Source organism: Streptomyces sp. NPDC034084 (assembly GCF_055575535.1).
The window spans coordinates 333,836-353,168 of the sequence record NZ_JBVISK010000005.1 but is presented as its reverse complement, the minus strand read 5'-3'; the positions used below and the strand labels follow the sequence as shown (position 1 = coordinate 353,168).

Sequence of the window (19,333 nt, the reverse complement as noted above, 5' to 3'; positions counted from 1 at the left end):
GTGGCCCTGTTCGAGACGCTCGTCGTCGTCCTCGGCGTCGCGTTCGTCGCCGCCCTCGCCGTCCTCGCCAAGACCCGGCTCTTCCCGGTCGGCGAGGACGAGGAGCCGCGCGAGGACGTCGCGGAGTACATCGCCATGATGGTGTCCGTCCTCTACGCGGTGGTGCTCGGTCTCTGTCTGGTGTCCGTCTGGGACACCCGTGCCGACGCCGCCGACAACGTCCAGGCCGAGGCGAGCGCGCTGCACCAGACGTACCTCCTCGCGGACGCGCTCCCCGCCGCGCAGCGGCAACCGCTGAGGGAGGCTGCCCGGACGTACGCCGATCACGTCGTCGGCGTCGAGTGGCCTGCGATGGCGGAGCGCGAACCGCTCGGCCCGTCCGGCTGGCAGCTGCTCGAACAGCTGCGGAGGGCGGGCGAGGTGGAGGACTCGGCGAAGGTGCCGGAACAGATCGCGGCCCAGGAGGTCCTGGCCCAGCTCGGCTACGTCGACGACGCGCGGCGGGGCCGGGAGGCGGCGGCGCAGGAACGGCTCTCCCCCGTGCTGTGGACGGGGCTGCTGATCGGCGGCGCGCTGACGCTGGCGTTCATGTTCCTCTTCGGGATCAAGAGGAGTACGACGCACGTGGTGATGGTGATGGGTCTCTCGGGGTTCATCGCCTTCACCGTCCTGCTGATCCATCAGCTCGACGCGCCGTTCGGGGAGACGCTCGGCGCGACGCCGGAGGCGTTCACCCGCTACTTCGGGTGAGAAGTGCGAGGAGCGGGGCAGACATAGGGCCGTGAAATATCTCGTACGGGACAAGATCTTCGCGATCGGTGACGACTACTGGATCGAGGACGAGCAGGGCCGCCCCGCCTTCCTCGTCGACGGCAAGGCCCTGCGGCTGCGCGACACCCTGGAGCTGAAGGACGCCGACGGGCAGGTCCTCGTCACCCTGCGGCAGAAGATGTTCAGCCTCCGGGACGCGATGACGATCGAGCGGGAGGACCGGCCGCTCGCGACCGTCCGCCGCAAGCGGCTCTCCCTGCTCCGCAACCACTACCGGGTGACGCTCGTCGACGGCACGGAGCTGGACGTCAGCGGCCGGATCCTGGACCGGGAGTTCACCGTCGAGTACGAGGGTGAACTCCTGGCCCACATCTCCCGGCAGTGGTTCCACGTCCGCGAGACGTACGCGGTGAACGTGGTCCGCGAGGACGCCGACGCCGCGCTGCAGATCGCGGTCGCCGTGTGCGTCATCCGGATGGCTGAGCGGGAGCGGGAGGACTAGGGCGTCGCCAGCGCCTGCTCCAGGTCCGCCCACAGGTCCTCCACGTGCTCGATGCCGACCGAGAGCCGGACCGTGCCGGGGCCGATGCCGGCCGCCGCGAGCGCCGCCGCGTCGAGCTGGTGGTGGGAGGTGGACGCCGGGTGCATCACCAGCGTCTTCACGTCACCGAGCGAGACGCTGAGGGAGGCGAGCCGTACCGCCTCGACGAAGGTACGGCCCGCCTCCCGGCCGCCCGCCAGGTCGACCGAGACCACCCCGCCGCCGCCCGCCGGCAGCAGGCGCGCCGCGATCGCCCGGTCCGGGTGGCTCGCGAGGGACGGGTGGCGGACGGCCACGACCGCCGGGTGCGCCTCGAGCCGGGCGGCGAGTTCGGCGGCGCTCGCGCACTGGCGCTCCATGCGCAGCGACAGCGTCTGCATGCCGCGCAGGGTGAGCCAGGCGGCGAACGGGTCGGTGGACGCGCCCTGTTCGACGGCGTGGCCGCGGACCGTGCCGTACAGCTCGGGGTCCTTGAAGACGGCCATGCCGCCGAGGACGTCCGCGTGCCCGGCGAGGTACTTGGTGGCGGAGTGCACGACGATGTCGGCGCCGTGGTCGAGGGGGCGGCAGAGCAGCGGGGAGGCGAAGGTGTTGTCGACGGCGACGGGGACGCCGGCCCCGGCGGCGACGGCGGCGAGCGCGGGGAGGTCGGCTACGCGGGTCGTGGGGTTGGCGATGGTCTCCAGGTAGAGGAGCCGGGTCGTGGGGCGCAGGGCCGCCCGCACCTCCTCCGGGTCGGTGCCGGAGACGTACGTGACGTCGACGCCCCAGCGGGTGGCGAGGTCGGTGAGGACCGCGTACGTGCCGCCGTACAGACAGGTCTGGGCGATGACGTGGCCGCCGCTGCCGAGCAGGCCGAGCAGGACGGCGTTGATGGCGCCCATGCCGGAGGCGAAGGACAGGCCGGCGGTCCCGCCCTCCAGGCGGGCGACGGCGTCCTCCAGGGTGCGGACGGTGGGGTTGCCGAGGCGGGCGTAGAGGAAGGCGTCCGGCGAGGTGAAGCCCTCGGCGAGGGCGTCGGCCGAGTCGAAGGCGAAGACGTGGCCCTGGTGGAGGGGGACGCCGAGGGGCCTGCTGCCCGTGATCTCGACGCGGGGCGGGTGGACGGCGAGGGTCTCGGGGCGCGGGGAGGCGGAGTCGGCGTGGCTCATGGCCTCAGTCTGGGGAGCGGTCGGTTGCGTTCACAGGTCCAATCCCGGCAGATTGGTTCGGCAATGGAGCCAATCAACGCCTCGATGGACGAGCTCGTCGCCCGGCTCGGCCGCTGGTCCGCCGGGCGCGGACCGCTGTATCTGCTGCTCGCCGCCCGGCTGCGGCAGCTCGTCGACGAGGGGGCGCTGCCGCCGGGCGCGCTCCTGCCGCCGGACCGGCGGCTCGCGTCGGCCCTGGCCGTGGGCCGTACGACGGTGGTCGCGGCGTACGAGACGCTCCGGCAGGAAGGCAGGCTGGTGCGGCGTCAGGGCAGCGGGACCCGGGTGGCGGAGGCCGCCCTGCCCCTGGACGCGCCCCGGGTGCAGGAGACCTCGAACCCGCTCTTCCTGCACCTGCTGGAGGCGCCGGACGACGTGATCCTGCTGAGCTGCGCCGCCCCGGACCGGCCGCCGGCCGAGCTGGCGGAGGCGTACCGCTCGCTCGTGCTGCCGGACGGCGACCTCGGCTACCACCCGGCGGGGGTCGGGGCGCTGCGGGCGGCGGTGGCGGCGCGGTACGCGGCGCGGGGGGTGCCGACCGGGCCCGAGCAGATCCTGGTCACCACCGGCGCCCAGCAGGCCCTTTCGCTGCTCGCGCGGCTGCTGCTCGCGCCGGGTGACGGGGTGCTCGTGGAGGCGCCGACGTATCCGGGGGCGCTGGATCTGTTCCGGGAGGCGGCTGCCGTGCCGCTGCCGGTGGCGGTGGGGCCGGACGGGGTGGACGTGGCGGAGGCGGTGCGGGTGATGGAGCGTCATCGCCCGGCCCTGGCCTATGTGATCAGCAGGTTCCAGAACCCGACGGGCGCGGTGCTCCCCCCGCTCGCCGGGCGGCGGCTCGTCGAGGCGGCGAACGCGCTGGGCGTGCCGCTGGTGGACGACGAGGTCCTCGCGGACCTGGCCTTCGGGGACGACGCCGGCTGGTCCCCGCTCTCCTCGTACGGCGAGACCGTCGGCGTCGGTTCGCTGAGCAAGGTGGTGTGGGGCGGGCTGCGGATCGGCTGGGTGCGGGGTCCGGCGCCGCTGATCGGCCGGCTCGCCCGGCTGAAGGCCCTGCACGATCTGGGCAGCGACGTGCCGTCACAGCTGGCGGCGGTCCGGCTGCTCGACGGCTACGGGCCGGTCCTGGCGGCCCGGCTGCGGGCGGCCCGCGCGGGCCACGACCGTCTGCGGTCCGAGCTGGCGCGGCTGCTGCCCTCCTGGTCCTGTGCCCCGGCGGCCGGCGGCCAGACCCTCTGGGTGCGGCTCCCCCACGGCGACGGCGTCTCCTTCGCGCAGCTCGCCCTGCGCCACGGGGTGGCCGTCCTCCCGGGCGTCACGGCCGACGCGCTCGGCGGCAGCGTCCGTCATCTGCGGCTGCACTTCCTGGCGCCCCCGGAGGTACTGACGGAGGCGGTACGGAGACTGGCGACCGCCTGGGCGGAGTACGCGCCGGGGCGGGCGTCGGAGCGGGGGCGGGGACCGGAGCCGGCCCGGGGGGCCCTTCATGCGATCGTCGTATGACCTTGTGTCCCTCGCTCAACCACGTGAACATAAGGTGCACCTGCAAAGGGACGAGCTGATTCTCATGGGGGCCTCGGTTATGGGATTTGACGAGGAGTGGGCCGGGATACGAACCGCCGGACCCGAACGGGTCACCGTCGGCACGCGGTTGAACCAGCTGGACGGCGGCGGAGGGGGCGGAGGCGGGGGCTCCGATCTCGCCACCGCACCCGCGAAGAAGAAGGCCGCGGCGAACACGATCGAGAACGAGCTGGAGCCGAACACCGACAAGGCCGCCAAGTGGGCGGACGCCGCCACCACGGCGGCCGTCGCCGGTTTCGCCGGCTGGGCGACCGCGGCCGGTCTCAAGACCGTCGAGACCACCTGGGACAAGCAGGTCAAGACGCTCCTCGCCCGGCTCGCCTCCGAGAAGACCGCCCTGCGCGGCACGGCTCTCTCGTTCAGCGGGCAGGAGCTCGACACGCGCGCCCGGATCGCCGGCGTCGGACCGAGTTCGCGCATCGCGCGCTACTGAGGGGGCGGACCGTGCTGACGTACTCCGAGATCATGACGACCGACCTGGGCAAGCTCGCCACCACCGCGGACAAGTGGGACGAGATGGCGGGCGAGCTGCACAAGGTGGAGGAGCGCTACCGGGACAGCGTGCAGTCTCTGACCACCGCGCAGACCTGGCTGGGCGAGAGCGCGACCGCCGCCCACACCAACTTCACCGCCACCCGCTACGAGTACCAGGCGGCGCAGACGCAGGCGAAGGCCACCGCGACGCTGCTGCGCAACGCCCACGAACAGTTCACCGAGCTGAAGAAGCAGCTGGAGAACGCCCGTGCCGACGCCGTCAAGGCCGGCATGAAGGTCTCCGAGGAGGGCAGGGTCGCCTACGACTACGAGCGGCTCACGCCCGCGGAGCGCAGTGCCCTGCACCACGACCCGGACGGCGCCAGGAGCGTCCGGGACGCCGAGGTGGCCTGGGCCGAGCACCTGGACGGCTGCGTCAAGGCCTTCGACGTCGCCGACCAGGACCTGAAGAAGGACCTGGAGGCCGTCGTCAAGGACGGCTACGGCGCCAAGAACGACGAGACCCTCGGCACCGGCTTCAACGGTGACGCGGGCAAGGTCTCCGCGGCCGACGACAAGGCCAAGGACGACCGGATGAACCTGGCCTGGCTGAAGATGCGGGACGACGAGACACTCGACGACTACGTCCAGCGGCTCCAGCGCGACGGCATCGCGAAGCTCACCGGGAACGAGAAGCTGGCCGACCTGGTCGACAAGTTCACCAAGGGCACCATCACCGCGGGCGCGTTCGCGGGCGCCCTGACGTCCGCGGGCCTCTACTCGTACAAGCTGTCCAAGGCGCTCCGGCCGCCGTTCGTGCACCCGACCGCGCCCGGCACCTTCCTGTCCAAGCAGTTCAACATGCGGCTGGCGGGGGCCGCCCCGGGCAGCCTGCTCAGCAAGGTGCCGCCGGGGCTCGCGACCGCGATCACCGGCTCCGACGAAGCCGCCATGTACGGCGGGTTCATGCGCAACGGCGCGTTCTTCATGCCGACCGCCGCCGAGGCCAACCTGCTGAAGGTCGCGCAGAACGGCGGTCTCGCCAACGCGGCGAAGGCTGCGGGCTGGCTGCGGGGCGCGGGGGTCGTCGGCGGTGTGGCGGCGACCGCGTACGGCGTCGCCAACCTCACCACGTACAACACGGACATGATCAAGGCGGATCCGGCGAAGTTCGCCTCGGACCTCACCGGGACGGCCTTCAGCGCCTCGATGACGGCGCTGACGGTGGCGCCGAACCCGGTCACGCTCGGGCTCGCGGTCGGCACCGGCGTCGCGTACGCGGGCGCGCTGGTCTGGGACAACCACGAGGCGATCGGGAAGGGTCTGGAGCAGGCGGGGGACTGGGTCGGCGACAAGGCGTCCGACATCGGGAACGGGGTCAAGGACGGGGCGAAGAAGCTCGGCAGCGCGCTGAACCCCTTCGACTGAGACGCCCGCCCGGACCTCCTCGGCGGGTCCCCCTCGACTGAGCAGGAGCTCGATACCCATGCACACCCACGTCACGCCGTTCGACCTCCAGGCGTGGAAGGAGGGTAACCGGCACGACTACCGGGCCGGCTGGAAGGGCGTCTCGCCGGAGTTCGGCGAGATCACGCTGACCTGTCCCCTCCCCCGTACCTCTCCCGAGTCGCTTGTCTCGGAGGTACGGGGCGGGCAGCTGCCGACCGCTTCCTTCGAGGCGCGCGGGATGCACGTCGAGGGGATGAAGCTGCCCGGCCTGAACCGGTCGACGCTGCGGGTCGGCGACCGGATGGTGTACGTGACGCGGAACCGCTTCGGCGCGACCCTGGAGCAGCGCGCCCTGGAGATGCGGTACGCGGGGGACGACTACCGGCTGACGGCCCTCGACAAGCACGGCTACGTCCTGACGCGCGCCGCGGACGACGAGGACCCCGGCGTCACGATCACCGTCCGCGAGACCGGACGGGGCAAGGGACGCAGGCTGTCCGTGCACGTCGCGGGGCGGGCCGAGGGCGGCGATCTGGCCCTCGCCCTGATCTTCGCCGGCGTCGACCGCTCCACCCTGACGCAGCTCGGCGCGGTGAAGGCCGGGCTCTCCCGCGTGACCCACTTCTGGACCGAGTCCCAGTACTGACCTCCTGATGATTGAGCGTGAGATGCCTTCCTTCGACGTGACCCGATCCCGCTTCCGGCTGAGCGACGACGAGGTCTTCGTCCTCGCCCAGCTGGCGACCGGTCGGCCGGTCCCGGAGCCCATGGCGCCGGCGGCGGCGCGGCTGCGGGACGCCGGGCTCGCCAACGAGGCGGGGGAGCTGTCCGCCCTGCTCCTGCCGCTGATGAAGACCCTCGTGCAGCCGTCCGTGATCCTCTCCCTGGAGGCCGGCGGCCGGCAGGGCACCCTCCACCACGGGCTGCTGATCGGCGACGACCACGTCGTCTGCCACGAGAGCTGGCCGGGCCAGGAGGAGGCGGAGTACCGGCTCGTCGAACCCAGGACCGTGGTGTGGACGCTCGCCGACCTGGTGGCCCTGCGTCAGTCGGGCGAGGACGCGGCCGACGAGGTCGTCGAGACGACGATGGGCGTCCTGGAAGCGGGCCTCGCCGCCCTGGAGAAGGCCGCCGCGACGCCCGGCGCGGACGAGCGCGCCCTGGTCGGGGAGGCGCTGCGCGCGGCGGGAGGCACGGAGACCGCCCGCCGGCTCGCGGAGCTGATCGTGGAGCTCCGCTCCCAGTGGCGCATGACGGCCGCGTGGCAGGGCCGGCAGGAGGGAGCCGCGGGCGTGGTCGCGCGCGCCGTGGCCGCCTGGGACTGCGGGCCGCTGGGCTACTGGCTGCGGGAGCTCCCCGCCGAGCCCCTCACGGAGGGCGGCGCCCCCGCGGGCAGCCCGTTCCGGCTGCGCCGCGTCGCCCCGAAACGCATCTGGCAGGAACTGACCGCCCTGCTCCCGGACGCGTCGGAACTGACCTCGGCCTAGGTTCTGTCCGGCGGGTCAGGGCCTAGGCGGTCTCCTGGGCGCTCGCCTCGCCGTACTGCTCGAAGCCGATGACGTCCAGCGGCTCTTCGTGGGGGCGTACGAGGCCGGGGAAGCCTTCCGTGCGGAGTTCCCCGCGCAGCCAGGCGAGGAGGGTCCCCGTGAGGGTGGCGGTGAGCGGCGGGCCCTGGTCGGCGTGCCGGGGGATGACGATCAGGGGCCAGTCGTCGGGGGTGTCGCCCTCGGTGAGCCAGCACAGCTGGTCGCCGTCGATGGAGTCGGCGAAGGGCAGGAAACCGCCCGGTTCGGGCCAGACGGCCAGGGGGTTGTACTCGGGGTGGGCGGCGCGCAGGTCCCGGTAGCTGTCGCCGTACCACTCCTCCGTGCCCGCCAGGTCGTACCGCCCGGTGCCCAGCGGGGTACTGAAGCGGAGCCAGTGACACCACTCTCCCGCGCCGTACGTCTCCATCAGACGGACGTACTCGGTCGGGAGGCGGGTGCCGAGGCGTTCGTACAGCCACTCCCAGCTCTGTTCGCCGAGGTGGGGCGCGGCGGGCGGCGGGACCAGGGCGGTGAGGGTGTCGAGGCCGGTGCCGCCGGAGACGAGGGCGGCCCGCTGCGCGGGAGTCGGTTCCGGTCGACGGGCCGGCGGGGTCCAGGCGTGCGCACCGTCGCCGGCGAGGGCGCTGCGGGCGAGGACCGGGCGCAGGCCGTCGGCGACGAAGCCGGTGAGGGTGGGCAGCAAGGTGGTGCCGGGGCGGAGCCAGGCGTCCTTGCCGGCGTTCGCGAGGTTCTGGACGTGGACGACGACGGGCCACCGGTCGGGGTCGTCGGATGCGGTGGTGTCCCAGTAGAGGGTGTCGGACATGCGGGTGGCGCCGAAGGGGAGGACGCCGGGCGCGTGCCCGCGGCCGTCCTCGATGAAGCGGCCGTAGTCGAAGAGGCGCGCGTCGTCGTCGAACGGGGTGTGCAGCCAGAGCCGTTCACCGATGTCGAGCGGGCCGTAGGCTCCGGCCACGGCCTTGTAGTCGGCGGGCAGGCGCAGGCCCAGCCACTCCTCGACCGCGTCCCAGTCGACGGGTATCGCGGGCCCCTCCGGCGGCGGACCGAAGAGCTCGGCGAAGGCGGCGACGGCCGCGGCCGCCCTGTTCCGGTCGTTCACGAGGTGCCTCTCGGAGAAGGTTCAGGCGCGGCGGGCGCGCGGCGTCGCGATGCCCAGCACCCGGTCCTTCAGCGCCGGGAACTGTTCCCGGGTCGTCCGGACCTTCGCCGGGTCGAGGACGACCCGCAGGATCTCCTCGTCGGGGCCGGCCTCCGCGAGCGTCTCGCCCCAGGGGTCGACGACGATCGAGTGCCCGGCCTGCTCCACGCCCGCGTGGGTGCCGGCGGTGCCGCAGGCGAGGACGTACGCCTGGTTCTCGACGGCCCGTGCCCGGGCGAGGAGGGTCCAGTGGGCGCGCCGGAGGGCGGGCCAGCCGGCCGGGACGACGAAGGCCTGGGCGCCGGCGTCGACGAGGCCGCGGAAGAGCTCGGGGAAGCGCAGGTCGTAGCAGGTGCCGACGCCGATGGTGAGGTGCGGCAGGTCGACGGTGACCAGGTCCTCGCCCGCGGCCATCATCACGGCCTCGCCCTTGTCGAAGCCGAAGCGGTGGATCTTCCGGTAGGAGGCGGCGAGTTCGCCGTCGGGGGAGAGGACGAGCGAGGTGTTGTAGAGGGCGCCGCCCTCCGCCTCCACGAAGGAGCCGGCGTGCAGCCAGACCCCGGCGTCGCGGGCGGCGGCCGCCATGGCCCGGTGGGTGGGGCCGTTCAGCGGCTCGGACTCGGCGGCGAAGAGGTCGGACGCGAAGGCGCCGACGGTCCACAGTTCCGGCAGGACGACGAGGTCGGCGCGGCCGGACTCCTCCCGTACGAGGCGCGCCGCTCGGGCGCGACGGGCGTCGACCGGTTCGTCCGGGTCTACCGCGATCTGGATCAGCGAGGCGCGCACAGTACCACCGTCCTGGCATTCGAGCCGTCAACACCGGCCTACGATCGTCACACGAAAGCACTGCCGGGGTGCCTTCGGGCAGCGTAACTTAGCGTCCGAGCCTCCCACCCAGTCGTGTTTTCAGCCCGCGCACCGAAGAACCGCCGAGGGGTCCCGTGACCGTCCATCCCAGCCTCCAGAACTACGCCGACGCCTGGACCCACTCCATCGAGGCGATAGCCGAACTGGTGCAGCCGCTCGTGGAGGGCGAGTGGAACCGGCCGACCCCGTGCATCGGCTGGTCGGTGCGGGACATCGTCTCCCATGTGATCGGCATGGAGACGGAGATGCTCGGCGACCCGCGGCCGATCCACTCGCTGCCCCGCGATCTGTACCACGTGCGCAGTGACTTCGCGCGCTACATGGAGGTCCAGGTCGATGTGCGGCGGCACCACACGGCCCCGGAGATGACGTCGGAGCTGGAGTACATCCTCATCCGCCGGGCGCGCCGGCTCCGCAACGAGAACCGCTCCCCCGAGCATCTGATCCGCGCTCCCCTCGGCGCTGAGCAGTCCCTCGAACAGGCCTACCGCACGCGCGCCTTCGACGTGTGGGTGCACGAGCAGGACCTGCGGACGGCGCTCGGCGTCCCGGGCAACCTGGACTCGCCCGGTGCGCTCGTGACCCGGGACGTCCTCCTGGAGGCGCTGCCGGACGTGGTCGCGAAGGACGCCGGGGCGCCCGCGTCCTCGGCGGTGGTGCTCGACGTGACCGGGCCGGTGGAGTTCCTGCGGACGGTACGCGTCGACGCGGAGGGCCGCGGTTCGATCGACGGCGCGCCGTCGCTCGGCCCGGCGGTGACGCTGGCGACGGACTGGGAGACGTTCGTGCGCCTGGCCTGCGGCCGGGTCCGGCCGGCCGAGGTGGCCGACCGGGTCAAGAGCGAGGGCGACGCGGACCTCGCGGCGGCGATCCTGGACAACTTCGCGGTGACGCCCCGGTAGATCGCGGCATTTTCCGTACGGGGATCCGCGGCGCTTTCAGTACGGGGATCGCGGCACTTTCCGTACGGGGATCGCGGCGCTCTCTATACCGGTACGTGCACGGCCTCCACGCGGCTGGCGACGAGCCGTTCCCGTTCCCTTCGGTGGGTGCGGGCCTTGAGGCGGAGGATCTGCGTGACGCCGAGCGCCTCCAGGACGAAGACCGAGGAGAACGCGATCCGGTAGTCGTCGCCGGTCGCGTCGAGGAGCACACCGACGGCGAGCAGGGTCGTCATCGAGGCGACGAAACCACCCATGTTGACGATTCCGGAGGCGGTGCCCTGACGCTCCGGCGGGTTGGCCGGGCGGGCGAAGTCGAAGCCGATCATGGAGGCCGGTCCGCAGGCGCCGAGGACCAGGCAGAGGGTGACGAGCAGCCACATCGGCGCGTGGTCGCCGGGGTACGCGAGGGTCGTGCCCCACAGCAGGGCGGTGGCCGCGACCGTACCGAGGGCGAGGGGGGCGCGGGCCGCGTGGTGGCGGGCGATGATCTGCCCGTACGCGAGGCCGACGACCATGTTGGACAGCACGACCAGGGTGAGCAGCGTCCCCGCGGTGGCCGGGGAGAGGCCCTGCGCCTCGACGAGGTACGGCAGGCCCCAGAGCAGCAGGAAGACCATGGCCGGGAACTGGGTGGTGAAGTGCACCCACATGCCGAGCCGGGTGCCGGGTTCCCGCCAGGACGCGGCGATCTGACGGCGGACGAAGGCGGCACCGGCGTGCGTGGCCGGCTGGGGTTCGTGCCCTTCGGGGTGGTCCTTGAGGAAGAGCAGCAGCAGGACGAGAGCGAGGACTCCGGCGAGGGAGCTGCCGACGAAGGTGGCCGTCCAGCCGAGGCCGTGCAGGGCACGGGCGATGACGATGGTGGAGACGAGGTTGCCGGCCATGCCGATGAGCCCGGCGAGCTGGGCGATCAGCGGGCCCCGGCGGGCGGGGAACCAGCGGCTGCCGAGCCGCAGGACGCTGATGAAGGTCATGGCGTCGCCGCAGCCGAGGAGGGCGCGGGAGGCGAGCGCCGTGCCGTACGAGGGGGAGAGCGCGAAGCCCAGCTGGCCGACGGTGAAGAGCACGACGCCGAGGGTCAGGACCTTCTTGGTGCCCAGCCGGTCGACCAGGAGGCCGACGGGTATCTGCATGCCCGCGTAGACGAGCAGCTGGAGGATGGAGAAGGTGGAGAGCGCCGAGGCGTTGACGTCGAAGCGGTCGGCGGCGTCGAGTCCGGCGACGCCCAGGGACGTGCGGAAGATGACGGCGACGAAGTAGACGGCGACACCGACGCCCCAGACGAGGGCGGCCCGGCGGCCGCCGGGCGGGTCGCCGGGGAGGGTGACGGCGGATCCGTGGGAGCCGGTCACCGGTCCGCGCCCCGGACGAGGACCTTGACCCAGGAGAGGTGCTGGCGGACGCAGTGCGCGGCGCCCTCGACGTCGCCGGCCTTGATGCGGTCGAGGATCTCGGCGTGCTCGGCGATGTTCTTGGCGACGCGGTCGGGCTGGGACTGCATCACGGCGACGCCCATGCGCAGCTGCCGGTCACGGAGCTGGTCGTAGAGGCGGGCCAGGATCTGGTTGCCGGCGTGCTTGACGATCTCGGCGTGGAAGCAGCGGTCGGTGACGGCGACCTCGGCGAGGTCCCCGGCCTCGGCGCGCTCCTTCTGCTCCTCCAGGAGCTCTTCGAGGCGGGCGATCAGGGTGGCGGGAGCGGGGACGGCCCGGCGGACGGCGAACTCCTCGACGAGCAGGCGGGTCTCGACGACGTCGGCGATCTCCTGGGCGGAGACGGCCAGGACGAGGGCGCCCTTCTTCGGGTAGAGCTTGAGCAGCCCTTCCATCTCCAGCTTGAGCAGCGCCTCGCGGACGGGCGTCCTGGACACCCCGACGGCCTGGGCGAGCTCCCCCTCGGTGAGGAAGGTGCCTCCCTCGTACTGCCGCTCTAGTACGGCCTGCTTGACGTGCATGTAGACGCGGTCGGCCGCGGGGGGCTGCTTCGTGGGCAGGGGGGCGGGACCGGCGGGCGCTGATGGCATGCGCACAGCTTAGATACAACAGGGGTGCAACAGGCAGCCCCGTCCGCATCCTGGACCGCTTATCGGAGCCGGAAGTCGTAGTAGTCCTCGCCGCCGACGAGGACGGAGGTGAAGTGCACCGGGAGGCCATCGGGACGGCGCGCCACCTCCTGCGAGGTCCCTCGGGTGAAGCCCAGCGACAGCCCGGCCACGAAGGGGGCCTCGCCGTCGGCGTCGTGCACACGCCACCCCTGAGCGGTGAGGTGCCCGAGGACGTCGTCGGCGGGGGTCCGGAAGACGTCGGGGGCGGGGGCGCTGAACGCGCCGACGCCGTCCAGGAGCACCCGTGTCAAGGTCTCCCGTCCTTCCCCCGGCCACCACAGCTCGACGGCCGTGACCGTGTCCCGCTCCTCCAGGAGCACCTCGACGCCGACCCCCTCACAGGCGGCCGAGACCGTCACCAGGACGCGGTTCGGGCGGCTGCGTACGCGGGGCTCACCCCAGGGGGAGACGGCCGCCACCGCCTGGTCGAGGGTCATGCCGAGGTGCACGGGCCCGGCGCCGTACGGCGGTGCGAGGTGGAGGTCCATGCCCTCAACCCAAACATCCGGTGGCGGCTGAATGCCACCACCGGATGTTTCACGTGAAACGCGACAACCGGGCCACTACGCCCAGGTAATCAGCCTCTTCGGCTGCTCCAGGATCGCGGCGACGTCCGCCAGGAACTTGGAGCCGAGCTCGCCGTCGACCAGGCGGTGGTCGAAGGAGAGGGCCAGCGTCGTGACCTGACGCGGCTTCACCTTGCCCTTGTGGACCCACGGCTGGAGCTTGATCGCACCGACCGCCAGGATCGCGGACTCGCCGGGGTTGAGGATGGGCGTACCGGTGTCGACGCCGAAGACGCCGACGTTGGTGATGGTGAAGGTGCCGCCCTGCATCGCCGCCGGGGTCGTCTTCCCGTCGCGGGCGGTGGCGACCAGCTCGCTCAGGGAACGCGAGAGCTCGGGCAGGGTCTGCGCGTGCGCGTCCTTGATGTTCGGCACGATCAGACCGCGCGGGGTGGCCGCGGCGATGCCCAGGTTCACGTAGTGCTTGAGGACGATCTCCTGCGCCGCCTCGTCCCAGGCCGCGTTGATCTCCGGATTGCGCTTGACCGCGACCAGGACGGCCTTGGCGATGAGGAGGAGCGGGTTGACCCGCAGGCCCGCCATGTCCTTGCCGGCCTTGAGCTCCTCGACCAGCTTCATCGTGCGCGTGATGTCGAAGGTCACGAACTCGGTGACGTGCGGTGCGGTGAAGGCCGAACCGACCATCGCCGCCGCCGTGGCCTTCCGAACGCCCTTGATGGGGACCCGGGTCTCCCGGGCGTCGGACGCCACGGCCGTCGCCGCGGCGGGTACCGCGACCGGAGCCGGTGCCGCCACGGGCGCGGGGGCCTCGACGGCCGGGGCGGGCGCCGGAGCGGCCGCCGCGTGGACGTCCTCGCGGGTGATGATCCCGTCCGGGCCGGTCGGGGTGACCGTCGCCAGGTCGACGCCGAGGTCCTTGGCGAGCTTCCGGACCGGCGGCTTGGCCAGCGGTCGGGCGGCCGCGGGGCCGTGACCGTTCAGCTGCTCGGGGACCGCCGCGGCGGGCGCGGCCTTGCGGGCCCGGCGCTTGGTGGAGGTCGCGGCCACCCCGTAGCCGACCAGGACCGGCTGGCGGCCCTCCGGCTCGGGCTCGGCGACCGGCTCGGCCACCGGTGCCTGCGCCGGGGCGGCGGCCATGGCCGGCGCCGCCGGGGCCTCGGGCTCCGCGCCCCCGCCCACGTTCACCGAGATGATGACCTGGCCGACGTCGACCGTGGTGCCCTCGGGGAAGAGGAGCTCGTGGACCGTGCCGTCGAAGGGGATCGGCAGCTCGACGGCGGCCTTGGCCGTCTCGACCTCGCACACGACCTGCCCGTCGGTGACGGTGTCACCGGGCTGGACGTACCACTTGAGGATCTCGGCCTCGGTCAGGCCCTCGCCCACGTCGGGCATCTTGAATTCGCGGATCGTCATCGTGCTCTCCTCAGTACGCCAGCGAGCGGTCGACGGCGTCGAGCACGCGGTCCAGGCCCGGCAGGTACTCCTCCTCCAGGCGCGCCGGCGGGTACGGCGCGTGGTAGCCGCCGACCCGCAGGACGGGGGCCTCCAGGTGGTAGAAGCAGCGCTCGGTGATCCGGGCGGCGATCTCCGCGCCGGAGCCGAAGAACACCGGCGCCTCGTGGACGACGACCAGGCGGCGGGTCTTCTCGACCGAGGCCTGGATGGTGTCGAAGTCGAGCGGGGAGATCGAGCGCAGGTCCACGACCTCGATCGACTTGCCCTCCTCGGCGGCGGCCGCGGCCACCTCCAGACAGGTCTTCACCATCGGGCCGTAGGCGACGAGGGTGAGGTCCGTGCCCTCGCGGGCGACCCGGGCCTTGTGCAGCTCGCCGGGGATGGCCTCGGTGTCGAGCTCGCCCTTGTCCCAGTAACGGCGCTTGGGCTCGAAGAAGATCACCGGGTCGTCGCTCTGGATCGCCTGCTGGAGCATCCAGTAGGCGTCGGAGGAGTTCGCCGGGGTGACGACCTTGAGGCCCGCGACGTGCGCGAAGAGCGACTCGGGGGACTCGGAGTGGTGCTCGACGGCGCCGATGCCACCGCCGTACGGGATGCGGATGACGACCGGCATCTTCACCGTGCCGAGCGAACGGGCCCGCATCTTCGCCAGCTGGGTGACGATCTGGTCGTACGCCGGGAAGACGAAGCCGTCGAACTGGATCTCCACGACCGGCCGGTAGCCGCGCAGCGCGAGGCCGATCGCGGTGCCGACGATGCCGGACTCGGCGAGCGGGGTGTCGACGACCCGGTCCTCGCCGAAGTCCTTCTGCAGACCGTCGGTGATCCGGAAGACACCGCCGAGCTTGCCGACGTCCAGGCCCATGATGACGACCTTGGGATCGGTCTCCAGGGCCTTGCGCAGCGACTCGTTGAGCGCCTTGGCCAGGGGAAGCTTCTGAACAGCCATGGTTACTCGGCCTCTCCGCCCGTGAAGGACGCCTGGTAGGCGGCGAACTCGGCGCGCTCCTCGTCGACGAGCGCGTGCCCGTCCGCGTACACGTTGTCGAACATCGCCATGTGCTCCGGGACGGGCATGGCGCGGACGACCTCGCGGACGTGCTTGCCGAGGGTCTCGCTCTCCGTCTCCAGCTCCTCGAAGAAGGCCGCGTCGGCGTGACCCTCGTTCTCCATGTACGCCTTGAGGCGCAGGATCGGGTCCTTCGCCTCCCACGCCTCGCGCTCGGCGTCACGGCGGTAGCGGGTCGGGTCGTCGGAGGTGGTGTGGGCGGCCATGCGGTACGTGAACGCCTCGATGAGGGTCGGGCCCTCGCCGCGACGGGCACGCTCCAGGGCCGACCGGGTCACGGCCAGGCACGCCAGGACGTCGTTGCCGTCGACGCGGACACCGGGGAAGCCGAAACCGCGGGCGCGCTGGTAGAGCGGGACGCGCGTCTGCTTCTCGATGGGCTCGGAAATCGCCCACTGGTTGTTCTGGCAGAAGAACACGACCGGGGCGTTGTAGACCGCGGAGAAGACGAACGACTCGTTGACGTCGCCCTGGCTGGAGGCGCCGTCACCGAAGTACGCGAGCACGGCGGAGTCCGCGCCGTCCTTGGCGATGCCCATGGCGTAGCCGGTGGCGTGCAGGGTCTGCGAGCCGAGGACGATCGTGTACAGGTGGAAATTGTTGCTGTTGGGGTCCCAGCCGCCGTTGTTCACACCGCGGAACATTCCCAGCAGGTTCGTGGGGTCGACCCCGCGGCACCAGGCGACGCCGTGCTCGCGGTAGGTCGGGAAGACGTAGTCGTCATCGCGCAGGGCCCGGCCCGAACCGATCTGGGCGGCCTCCTGGCCGAGCAGCGAGGCCCACAGGCCCAGCTCGCCCTGGCGCTGCAGAGCGGTCGCCTCGGCGTCGAAGCGCCGGGTGAGGACCATGTCGCGGTAGAGACCGCGCAGCTCCTCGGCGCTCAGGTCGATGTCGTAGTCGGGGTGCTGGACGCGCTCCCCTTCGGGCGTCAGCAGCTGAACGAGCTCCGGCTCCGAGGCCGTGGCGGCCGTCGCCTTCTTGGTGGTGCTCGTGCTCGCGCTTGCGGTGCGCTTGGTGCCGCTGCTGCGTCGCGTCGTCTTGCGCGCGGCAGTGCTCTCCACGGTCACGTGCGTGCTCCTCCGTCGGTCCGGCCCCCGGGTTCGCCGGTGAGGCCAGTGCGGCTCCGCCTTGTCCGTACCTTCGCACGGGGTGGGTGCGACGCGGCCGGAGTCGGGCGTGAAAGGTGCCCCGGCGAGCGCCGTCATAGGCACGTTACCCATTGCGCGGCATTCCCGCGAAACCCCACTTGACCTGCGATTTTGCTTGGATTTCCAAGTAAATCGAGAAAAGGGGTACTCAGCCCTGGTCAGAGCATGGACAACGGCCCGACGCCGTCGTCGGAACACCCGGCACGTTATCCCGCGCACCCCGGGCGCCGGAAGACCCAATATGTGAGACTGACCGCGTGCGCGAAGAAGGAAAAATCCGGGTATTTCTGCTGGACGACCACGAAGTCGTGCGGCGCGGCGTCCACGAGCTGCTCTCCGTGGAGGACGACATCGAGGTGGTCGGCGAGGCCGGGACGGCGGCGGACGCGCTGGTCAGGATCCCCGCGACCCGCCCCGACGTCGCCGTGCTCGACGTCCGGCTGCCCGACGGCAGCGGGGTGGAGGTGTGCCGCGAGATCCGCTCGCAGGACGAGTCGATCAGATGCCTCATGCTCACCTCGTACGCGGACGACGAGGCGCTCTTCGACGCGATCATGGCCGGGGCCTCGGGCTATGTCCTCAAGGCCATCCGCGGCAACGAGCTGCTGAACGCCGTGCGGGACGTGGCGGCCGGCAAGTCGCTGCTCGACCCGGTGGCGACCGCCCGGGTCCTGGAGCGGCTGCGCGACGGCAACAACCCGAAGAAGGACGACAAGCTCGCGAACCTGACGGAGCAGGAGCGCAAGATCCTGGACCTGATCGGCGAGGGCCTGACCAACCGGGTCATCGGCGAGCGGCTCCACCTCGCGGAGAAGACCATCAAGAACTATGTCTCCAGCCTGCTGTCGAAGCTGGGCATGGAGCGCCGCTCGCAGGCCGCGGCCTACGTGGCACGCCTCCAGGCCGAACGGCACTGAGACGGCGGGGGCCGGGGCCGTCTCCGCGGCGCGGCGGCGGCGCGGACCCGCCCCAGGGCCCTTTTCGGGACCTACGTCCCCGTCGAACCGGGGCCAGGGGCCCCTTTCCCGACAGGGCGCCGGTGACGGAGAGTGGAAAGCATGTCCACCGACGAGATCCGCGCCATCGAGTTGCTCAGCCGCGTGTCGTACGGCCGGGTGGCGACGAGCATGCGGGCGATGCCGTTCGTCGCTCCCGCCCGTCACGTCGTCGCCGACGGCCGCGTCCTGCTCCGGATGCACCGCGGTCTCGGTTACCACCGCGCCTGCAACGGCAGCGTCGTCGCGTACGGCGCGGACAACTTCGATTCCGGCGCCGAGCACCTCTGGTCCGTGCAGTTCACCGGTACCGCCGAGATCGTCGAGCCGACGCCCGAGGAGGTGGCGGCCTTCGGCCCCGAGCCCGTCAGCGTGGACGGCGAGGACTTCACCCCGGTGTTCATGCGGATCGAACCGCAGTTCGTGACCATCCACGAACTCGACTACAGCGGGCACACGGAGGTCCGCACCACGGAGCGAGACCTCCACCACGCAGCGTGATCTAACATCTGCGGAGTGCCGCGCTCATCTGTACTCCACGCTCCGCCCGTCGGCCCCCTCCTGCGCCGCTACGCGGACGTCGGCGAGCCCCTCTCCTGCGTCCCCGTGACCGAGGGCCTGCTCAACCGCGGCTACCGGCTCGCCACCACCCGCGGCGCGTACTTCCTCAAGCAGCACCTGGACGCCCCCACCTCCGACCGGGCCACCATCAGCCGCCAGCACCGGGCCACCCAGCGCCTGCACGCCCTCGGCCTCCCCGTCGCGCCGCCGCTGCCCGACAGCCGGGGCCGCACCGTCGCGCTCGTCGGCGGCCACTGCTACGCCCTGCACCCCTGGGTCGAGGGCTGCCACCGCGACGGCGCCCAGCTCTCCACCGGCTGCTCCCGCCGCCTCGGCACCCTCCTCGGCCGCGTCCACACCTGCCTGGAGCAGGTCATGGAGTCCCCGCCGCCGGGCGGCGACCACGGGAGCGCCCGCCCCGAGGACACCTTCCGGGCCATCGAGGAACTGCTCCGTCTCGCCCGAGCGCACCGCCCCCGTGACAGCTTCGACGCGCTCGCCGAGCACCGGCTCAGGGAGCGGCGCAGGCTGCTCGCGCAGCACGCCCACCACCGGCCGCCGCCCGCCTCCGCCGCCGGCTGGGTGCACGGCGACTTCCACCCGCTGAACCTGCTGTACCGGGGCGCGGAGCCCGCGGCGATCGTCGACTGGGACCGGCTCGGGGTCCGCCCCAGGGCCGAGGAGGCGGTCAGGGCCGCCGCCATCTTCTTCGTACGGCCGGAGGGGGAGCTGGCGCTCGAGAAGGTACGGGCCTACGCGCGCGCGTACCGACGGGCGACGGGCGCGGACGGGGCCGAACTGGCCGCGGCGGCGCACCGGGTGTGGTGGGAGCGGCTCAACGACTTCTGGACCCTGCGCTGGCGCTACCAGCTGCACGACCGCAGGGCCGACCCGCAGTTCCCCGCGGTGTCGGCCCTGGCGGTGTGGTGGACGCGCGAGTACGCGGCGGTCCGCGACGCCTTCGCCTGCTGA

Annotated in this window: 20 protein-coding genes; 11 read left to right on the top strand and 9 right to left on the bottom strand. The window is 72.3% G+C overall.

Annotation, left to right across the window (positions count from 1 at the left end; all coding sequences use genetic code 11):
• Together ACZ51I_RS20110 and ACZ51I_RS20105 are read left to right on the top strand one after the other, a co-directional pair.
• Complete coding sequence (locus ACZ51I_RS20110) at window positions 1–750, top strand: bestrophin-like domain (protein ID WP_468877511.1); 750 nt, start codon at window positions 1–3, stop codon at window positions 748–750.
• Between the two features lie 31 nt (window positions 751–781).
• Window positions 782–1,273, top strand: a complete 492-nt coding sequence (locus tag ACZ51I_RS20105; RefSeq protein WP_468877508.1) for an LURP-one-related/scramblase family protein — start codon at window positions 782–784, stop codon at window positions 1,271–1,273.
• On the opposite strand, the gene ACZ51I_RS20100 is transcribed toward ACZ51I_RS20105, so the two are convergent.
• Window positions 1,270–2,463, bottom strand: coding sequence for a trans-sulfuration enzyme family protein (locus ACZ51I_RS20100; RefSeq protein WP_468877505.1), 1,194 nt, complete (start codon window positions 2,461–2,463; stop codon window positions 1,270–1,272). The genes ACZ51I_RS20105 and ACZ51I_RS20100 overlap by 4 nt on opposite strands.
• Window positions 2,464–2,526: 63 nt before the next feature.
• Between ACZ51I_RS20100 and ACZ51I_RS20095 the strand changes: the two genes are divergently transcribed.
• From ACZ51I_RS20095 to ACZ51I_RS20075, 5 genes are all read left to right on the top strand, one after another.
• Window positions 2,527–4,002 (top strand): aminotransferase-like domain-containing protein, encoded by a 1,476-nt coding sequence (locus ACZ51I_RS20095; protein WP_468877503.1) that lies wholly within the window; start codon window positions 2,527–2,529, stop codon window positions 4,000–4,002.
• 79 nt (window positions 4,003–4,081) lie between these two features.
• Window positions 4,082–4,516 carry a hypothetical protein gene (locus ACZ51I_RS20090; protein ID WP_468877500.1) on the top strand — a complete coding sequence of 145 codons (435 nt, stop codon included), beginning with the start codon at window positions 4,082–4,084 and terminating at the stop codon, window positions 4,514–4,516.
• Between the two features lie 11 nt (window positions 4,517–4,527).
• Window positions 4,528–5,985, top strand: coding sequence for a hypothetical protein (locus ACZ51I_RS20085; RefSeq protein ID WP_468877498.1), 1,458 nt, complete (start codon window positions 4,528–4,530; stop codon window positions 5,983–5,985).
• 58 nt (window positions 5,986–6,043) lie between these two features.
• Complete coding sequence (locus ACZ51I_RS20080) at window positions 6,044–6,652, top strand: hypothetical protein (RefSeq protein WP_468877495.1); 609 nt, start codon at window positions 6,044–6,046, stop codon at window positions 6,650–6,652.
• Window positions 6,653–6,674: 22 nt separating this feature from the next.
• The gene (locus ACZ51I_RS20075; protein ID WP_468877492.1) at window positions 6,675–7,493 is read left to right on the top strand and encodes a histidine kinase; all 819 of its coding nucleotides are present in this window, start codon (window positions 6,675–6,677) and stop codon (window positions 7,491–7,493) included.
• Between the two features lie 22 nt (window positions 7,494–7,515).
• On the opposite strand, the gene ACZ51I_RS20070 is transcribed toward ACZ51I_RS20075, so the two are convergent.
• Complete coding sequence (locus ACZ51I_RS20070; protein ID WP_468877489.1) at window positions 7,516–8,652, bottom strand: SMI1/KNR4 family protein; 1,137 nt, start codon at window positions 8,650–8,652, stop codon at window positions 7,516–7,518.
• 21 nt (window positions 8,653–8,673) lie between these two features.
• A complete protein-coding gene (locus tag ACZ51I_RS20065) occupies window positions 8,674–9,477 on the bottom strand; it encodes a carbon-nitrogen family hydrolase (RefSeq protein WP_468877487.1) in 804 nt (267 codons plus the stop codon).
• A gap of 155 nt (window positions 9,478–9,632) precedes the next feature.
• On the opposite strand from ACZ51I_RS20065, the gene ACZ51I_RS20060 reads away from it, so the two are divergent.
• Window positions 9,633–10,460, top strand: a complete 828-nt coding sequence (locus tag ACZ51I_RS20060; protein ID WP_468877484.1) for a maleylpyruvate isomerase family mycothiol-dependent enzyme — start codon at window positions 9,633–9,635, stop codon at window positions 10,458–10,460.
• A gap of 83 nt (window positions 10,461–10,543) precedes the next feature.
• On the opposite strand, the gene ACZ51I_RS20055 is transcribed toward ACZ51I_RS20060, so the two are convergent.
• From ACZ51I_RS20055 to pdhA, 6 genes are all read right to left on the bottom strand, one after another.
• A complete protein-coding gene (locus ACZ51I_RS20055) occupies window positions 10,544–11,854 on the bottom strand; it encodes an MFS transporter (RefSeq protein ID WP_468877482.1) in 1,311 nt (436 codons plus the stop codon).
• Window positions 11,851–12,525: a GntR family transcriptional regulator gene (locus ACZ51I_RS20050; RefSeq protein ID WP_468877478.1), complete on the bottom strand. Its 675-nt coding sequence runs from the start codon at window positions 12,523–12,525 to the stop codon at window positions 11,851–11,853. Before ACZ51I_RS20050 ends, ACZ51I_RS20055 begins: the two co-directional genes overlap by 4 nt.
• A gap of 59 nt (window positions 12,526–12,584) precedes the next feature.
• Window positions 12,585–13,094 carry a hypothetical protein gene (locus ACZ51I_RS20045; RefSeq protein ID WP_468877475.1) on the bottom strand — a complete coding sequence of 170 codons (510 nt, stop codon included), beginning with the start codon at window positions 13,092–13,094 and terminating at the stop codon, window positions 12,585–12,587.
• 75 nt (window positions 13,095–13,169) lie between these two features.
• Window positions 13,170–14,546: a dihydrolipoamide acetyltransferase family protein gene (locus tag ACZ51I_RS20040; protein WP_468877472.1), complete on the bottom strand. Its 1,377-nt coding sequence runs from the start codon at window positions 14,544–14,546 to the stop codon at window positions 13,170–13,172.
• A gap of 10 nt (window positions 14,547–14,556) precedes the next feature.
• Complete coding sequence (locus tag ACZ51I_RS20035; RefSeq protein WP_468877469.1) at window positions 14,557–15,537, bottom strand: alpha-ketoacid dehydrogenase subunit beta; 981 nt, start codon at window positions 15,535–15,537, stop codon at window positions 14,557–14,559.
• A 2-nt stretch (window positions 15,538–15,539) separates the two neighbouring features.
• Window positions 15,540–16,724 (bottom strand): pyruvate dehydrogenase (acetyl-transferring) E1 component subunit alpha, encoded by a 1,185-nt coding sequence (gene pdhA / locus ACZ51I_RS20030; protein ID WP_468877466.1) that lies wholly within the window; start codon window positions 16,722–16,724, stop codon window positions 15,540–15,542.
• 338 nt (window positions 16,725–17,062) lie between these two features.
• On the opposite strand from pdhA, the gene ACZ51I_RS20025 reads away from it, so the two are divergent.
• From ACZ51I_RS20025 to ACZ51I_RS20015, 3 genes are all read left to right on the top strand, one after another.
• Complete coding sequence (locus ACZ51I_RS20025; protein WP_468877463.1) at window positions 17,063–17,722, top strand: response regulator; 660 nt, start codon at window positions 17,063–17,065, stop codon at window positions 17,720–17,722.
• A 141-nt stretch (window positions 17,723–17,863) separates the two neighbouring features.
• Window positions 17,864–18,301 (top strand): pyridoxamine 5'-phosphate oxidase family protein, encoded by a 438-nt coding sequence (locus ACZ51I_RS20020; RefSeq protein WP_468877460.1) that lies wholly within the window; start codon window positions 17,864–17,866, stop codon window positions 18,299–18,301.
• A 15-nt stretch (window positions 18,302–18,316) separates the two neighbouring features.
• Window positions 18,317–19,333 (top strand): phosphotransferase, encoded by a 1,017-nt coding sequence (locus ACZ51I_RS20015; RefSeq protein ID WP_468877458.1) that lies wholly within the window; start codon window positions 18,317–18,319, stop codon window positions 19,331–19,333.

Bases quoted from the DNA above. Each gene is read 5' to 3' on its own strand.
- ACZ51I_RS20100 (WP_468877505.1), bottom strand. From the start codon at position 2,463: ATGAGCCACGCCGACTCCGCCTCCCCGCGCCCCGAGACCCTCGCCGTC.
- ACZ51I_RS20095 (WP_468877503.1), top strand. From the start codon at position 2,527: ATGGAGCCAATCAACGCCTCGATGGACGAGCTCGTCGCCCGGCTCGGC.
- ACZ51I_RS20090 (WP_468877500.1), top strand. From the start codon at position 4,082: ATGGGATTTGACGAGGAGTGGGCCGGGATACGAACCGCCGGACCCGAA.
- ACZ51I_RS20080 (WP_468877495.1), top strand. From the start codon at position 6,044: ATGCACACCCACGTCACGCCGTTCGACCTCCAGGCGTGGAAGGAGGGT.
- ACZ51I_RS20075 (WP_468877492.1), top strand. From the start codon at position 6,675: ATGCCTTCCTTCGACGTGACCCGATCCCGCTTCCGGCTGAGCGACGAC.
- ACZ51I_RS20050 (WP_468877478.1), bottom strand. From the start codon at position 12,525: ATGCCATCAGCGCCCGCCGGTCCCGCCCCCCTGCCCACGAAGCAGCCC.
- ACZ51I_RS20045 (WP_468877475.1), bottom strand. From the start codon at position 13,094: ATGGACCTCCACCTCGCACCGCCGTACGGCGCCGGGCCCGTGCACCTC.
- ACZ51I_RS20040 (WP_468877472.1), bottom strand. From the start codon at position 14,546: ATGACGATCCGCGAATTCAAGATGCCCGACGTGGGCGAGGGCCTGACC.
- ACZ51I_RS20035 (WP_468877469.1), bottom strand. From the start codon at position 15,537: ATGGCTGTTCAGAAGCTTCCCCTGGCCAAGGCGCTCAACGAGTCGCTG.
- ACZ51I_RS20020 (WP_468877460.1), top strand. From the start codon at position 17,864: ATGTCCACCGACGAGATCCGCGCCATCGAGTTGCTCAGCCGCGTGTCG.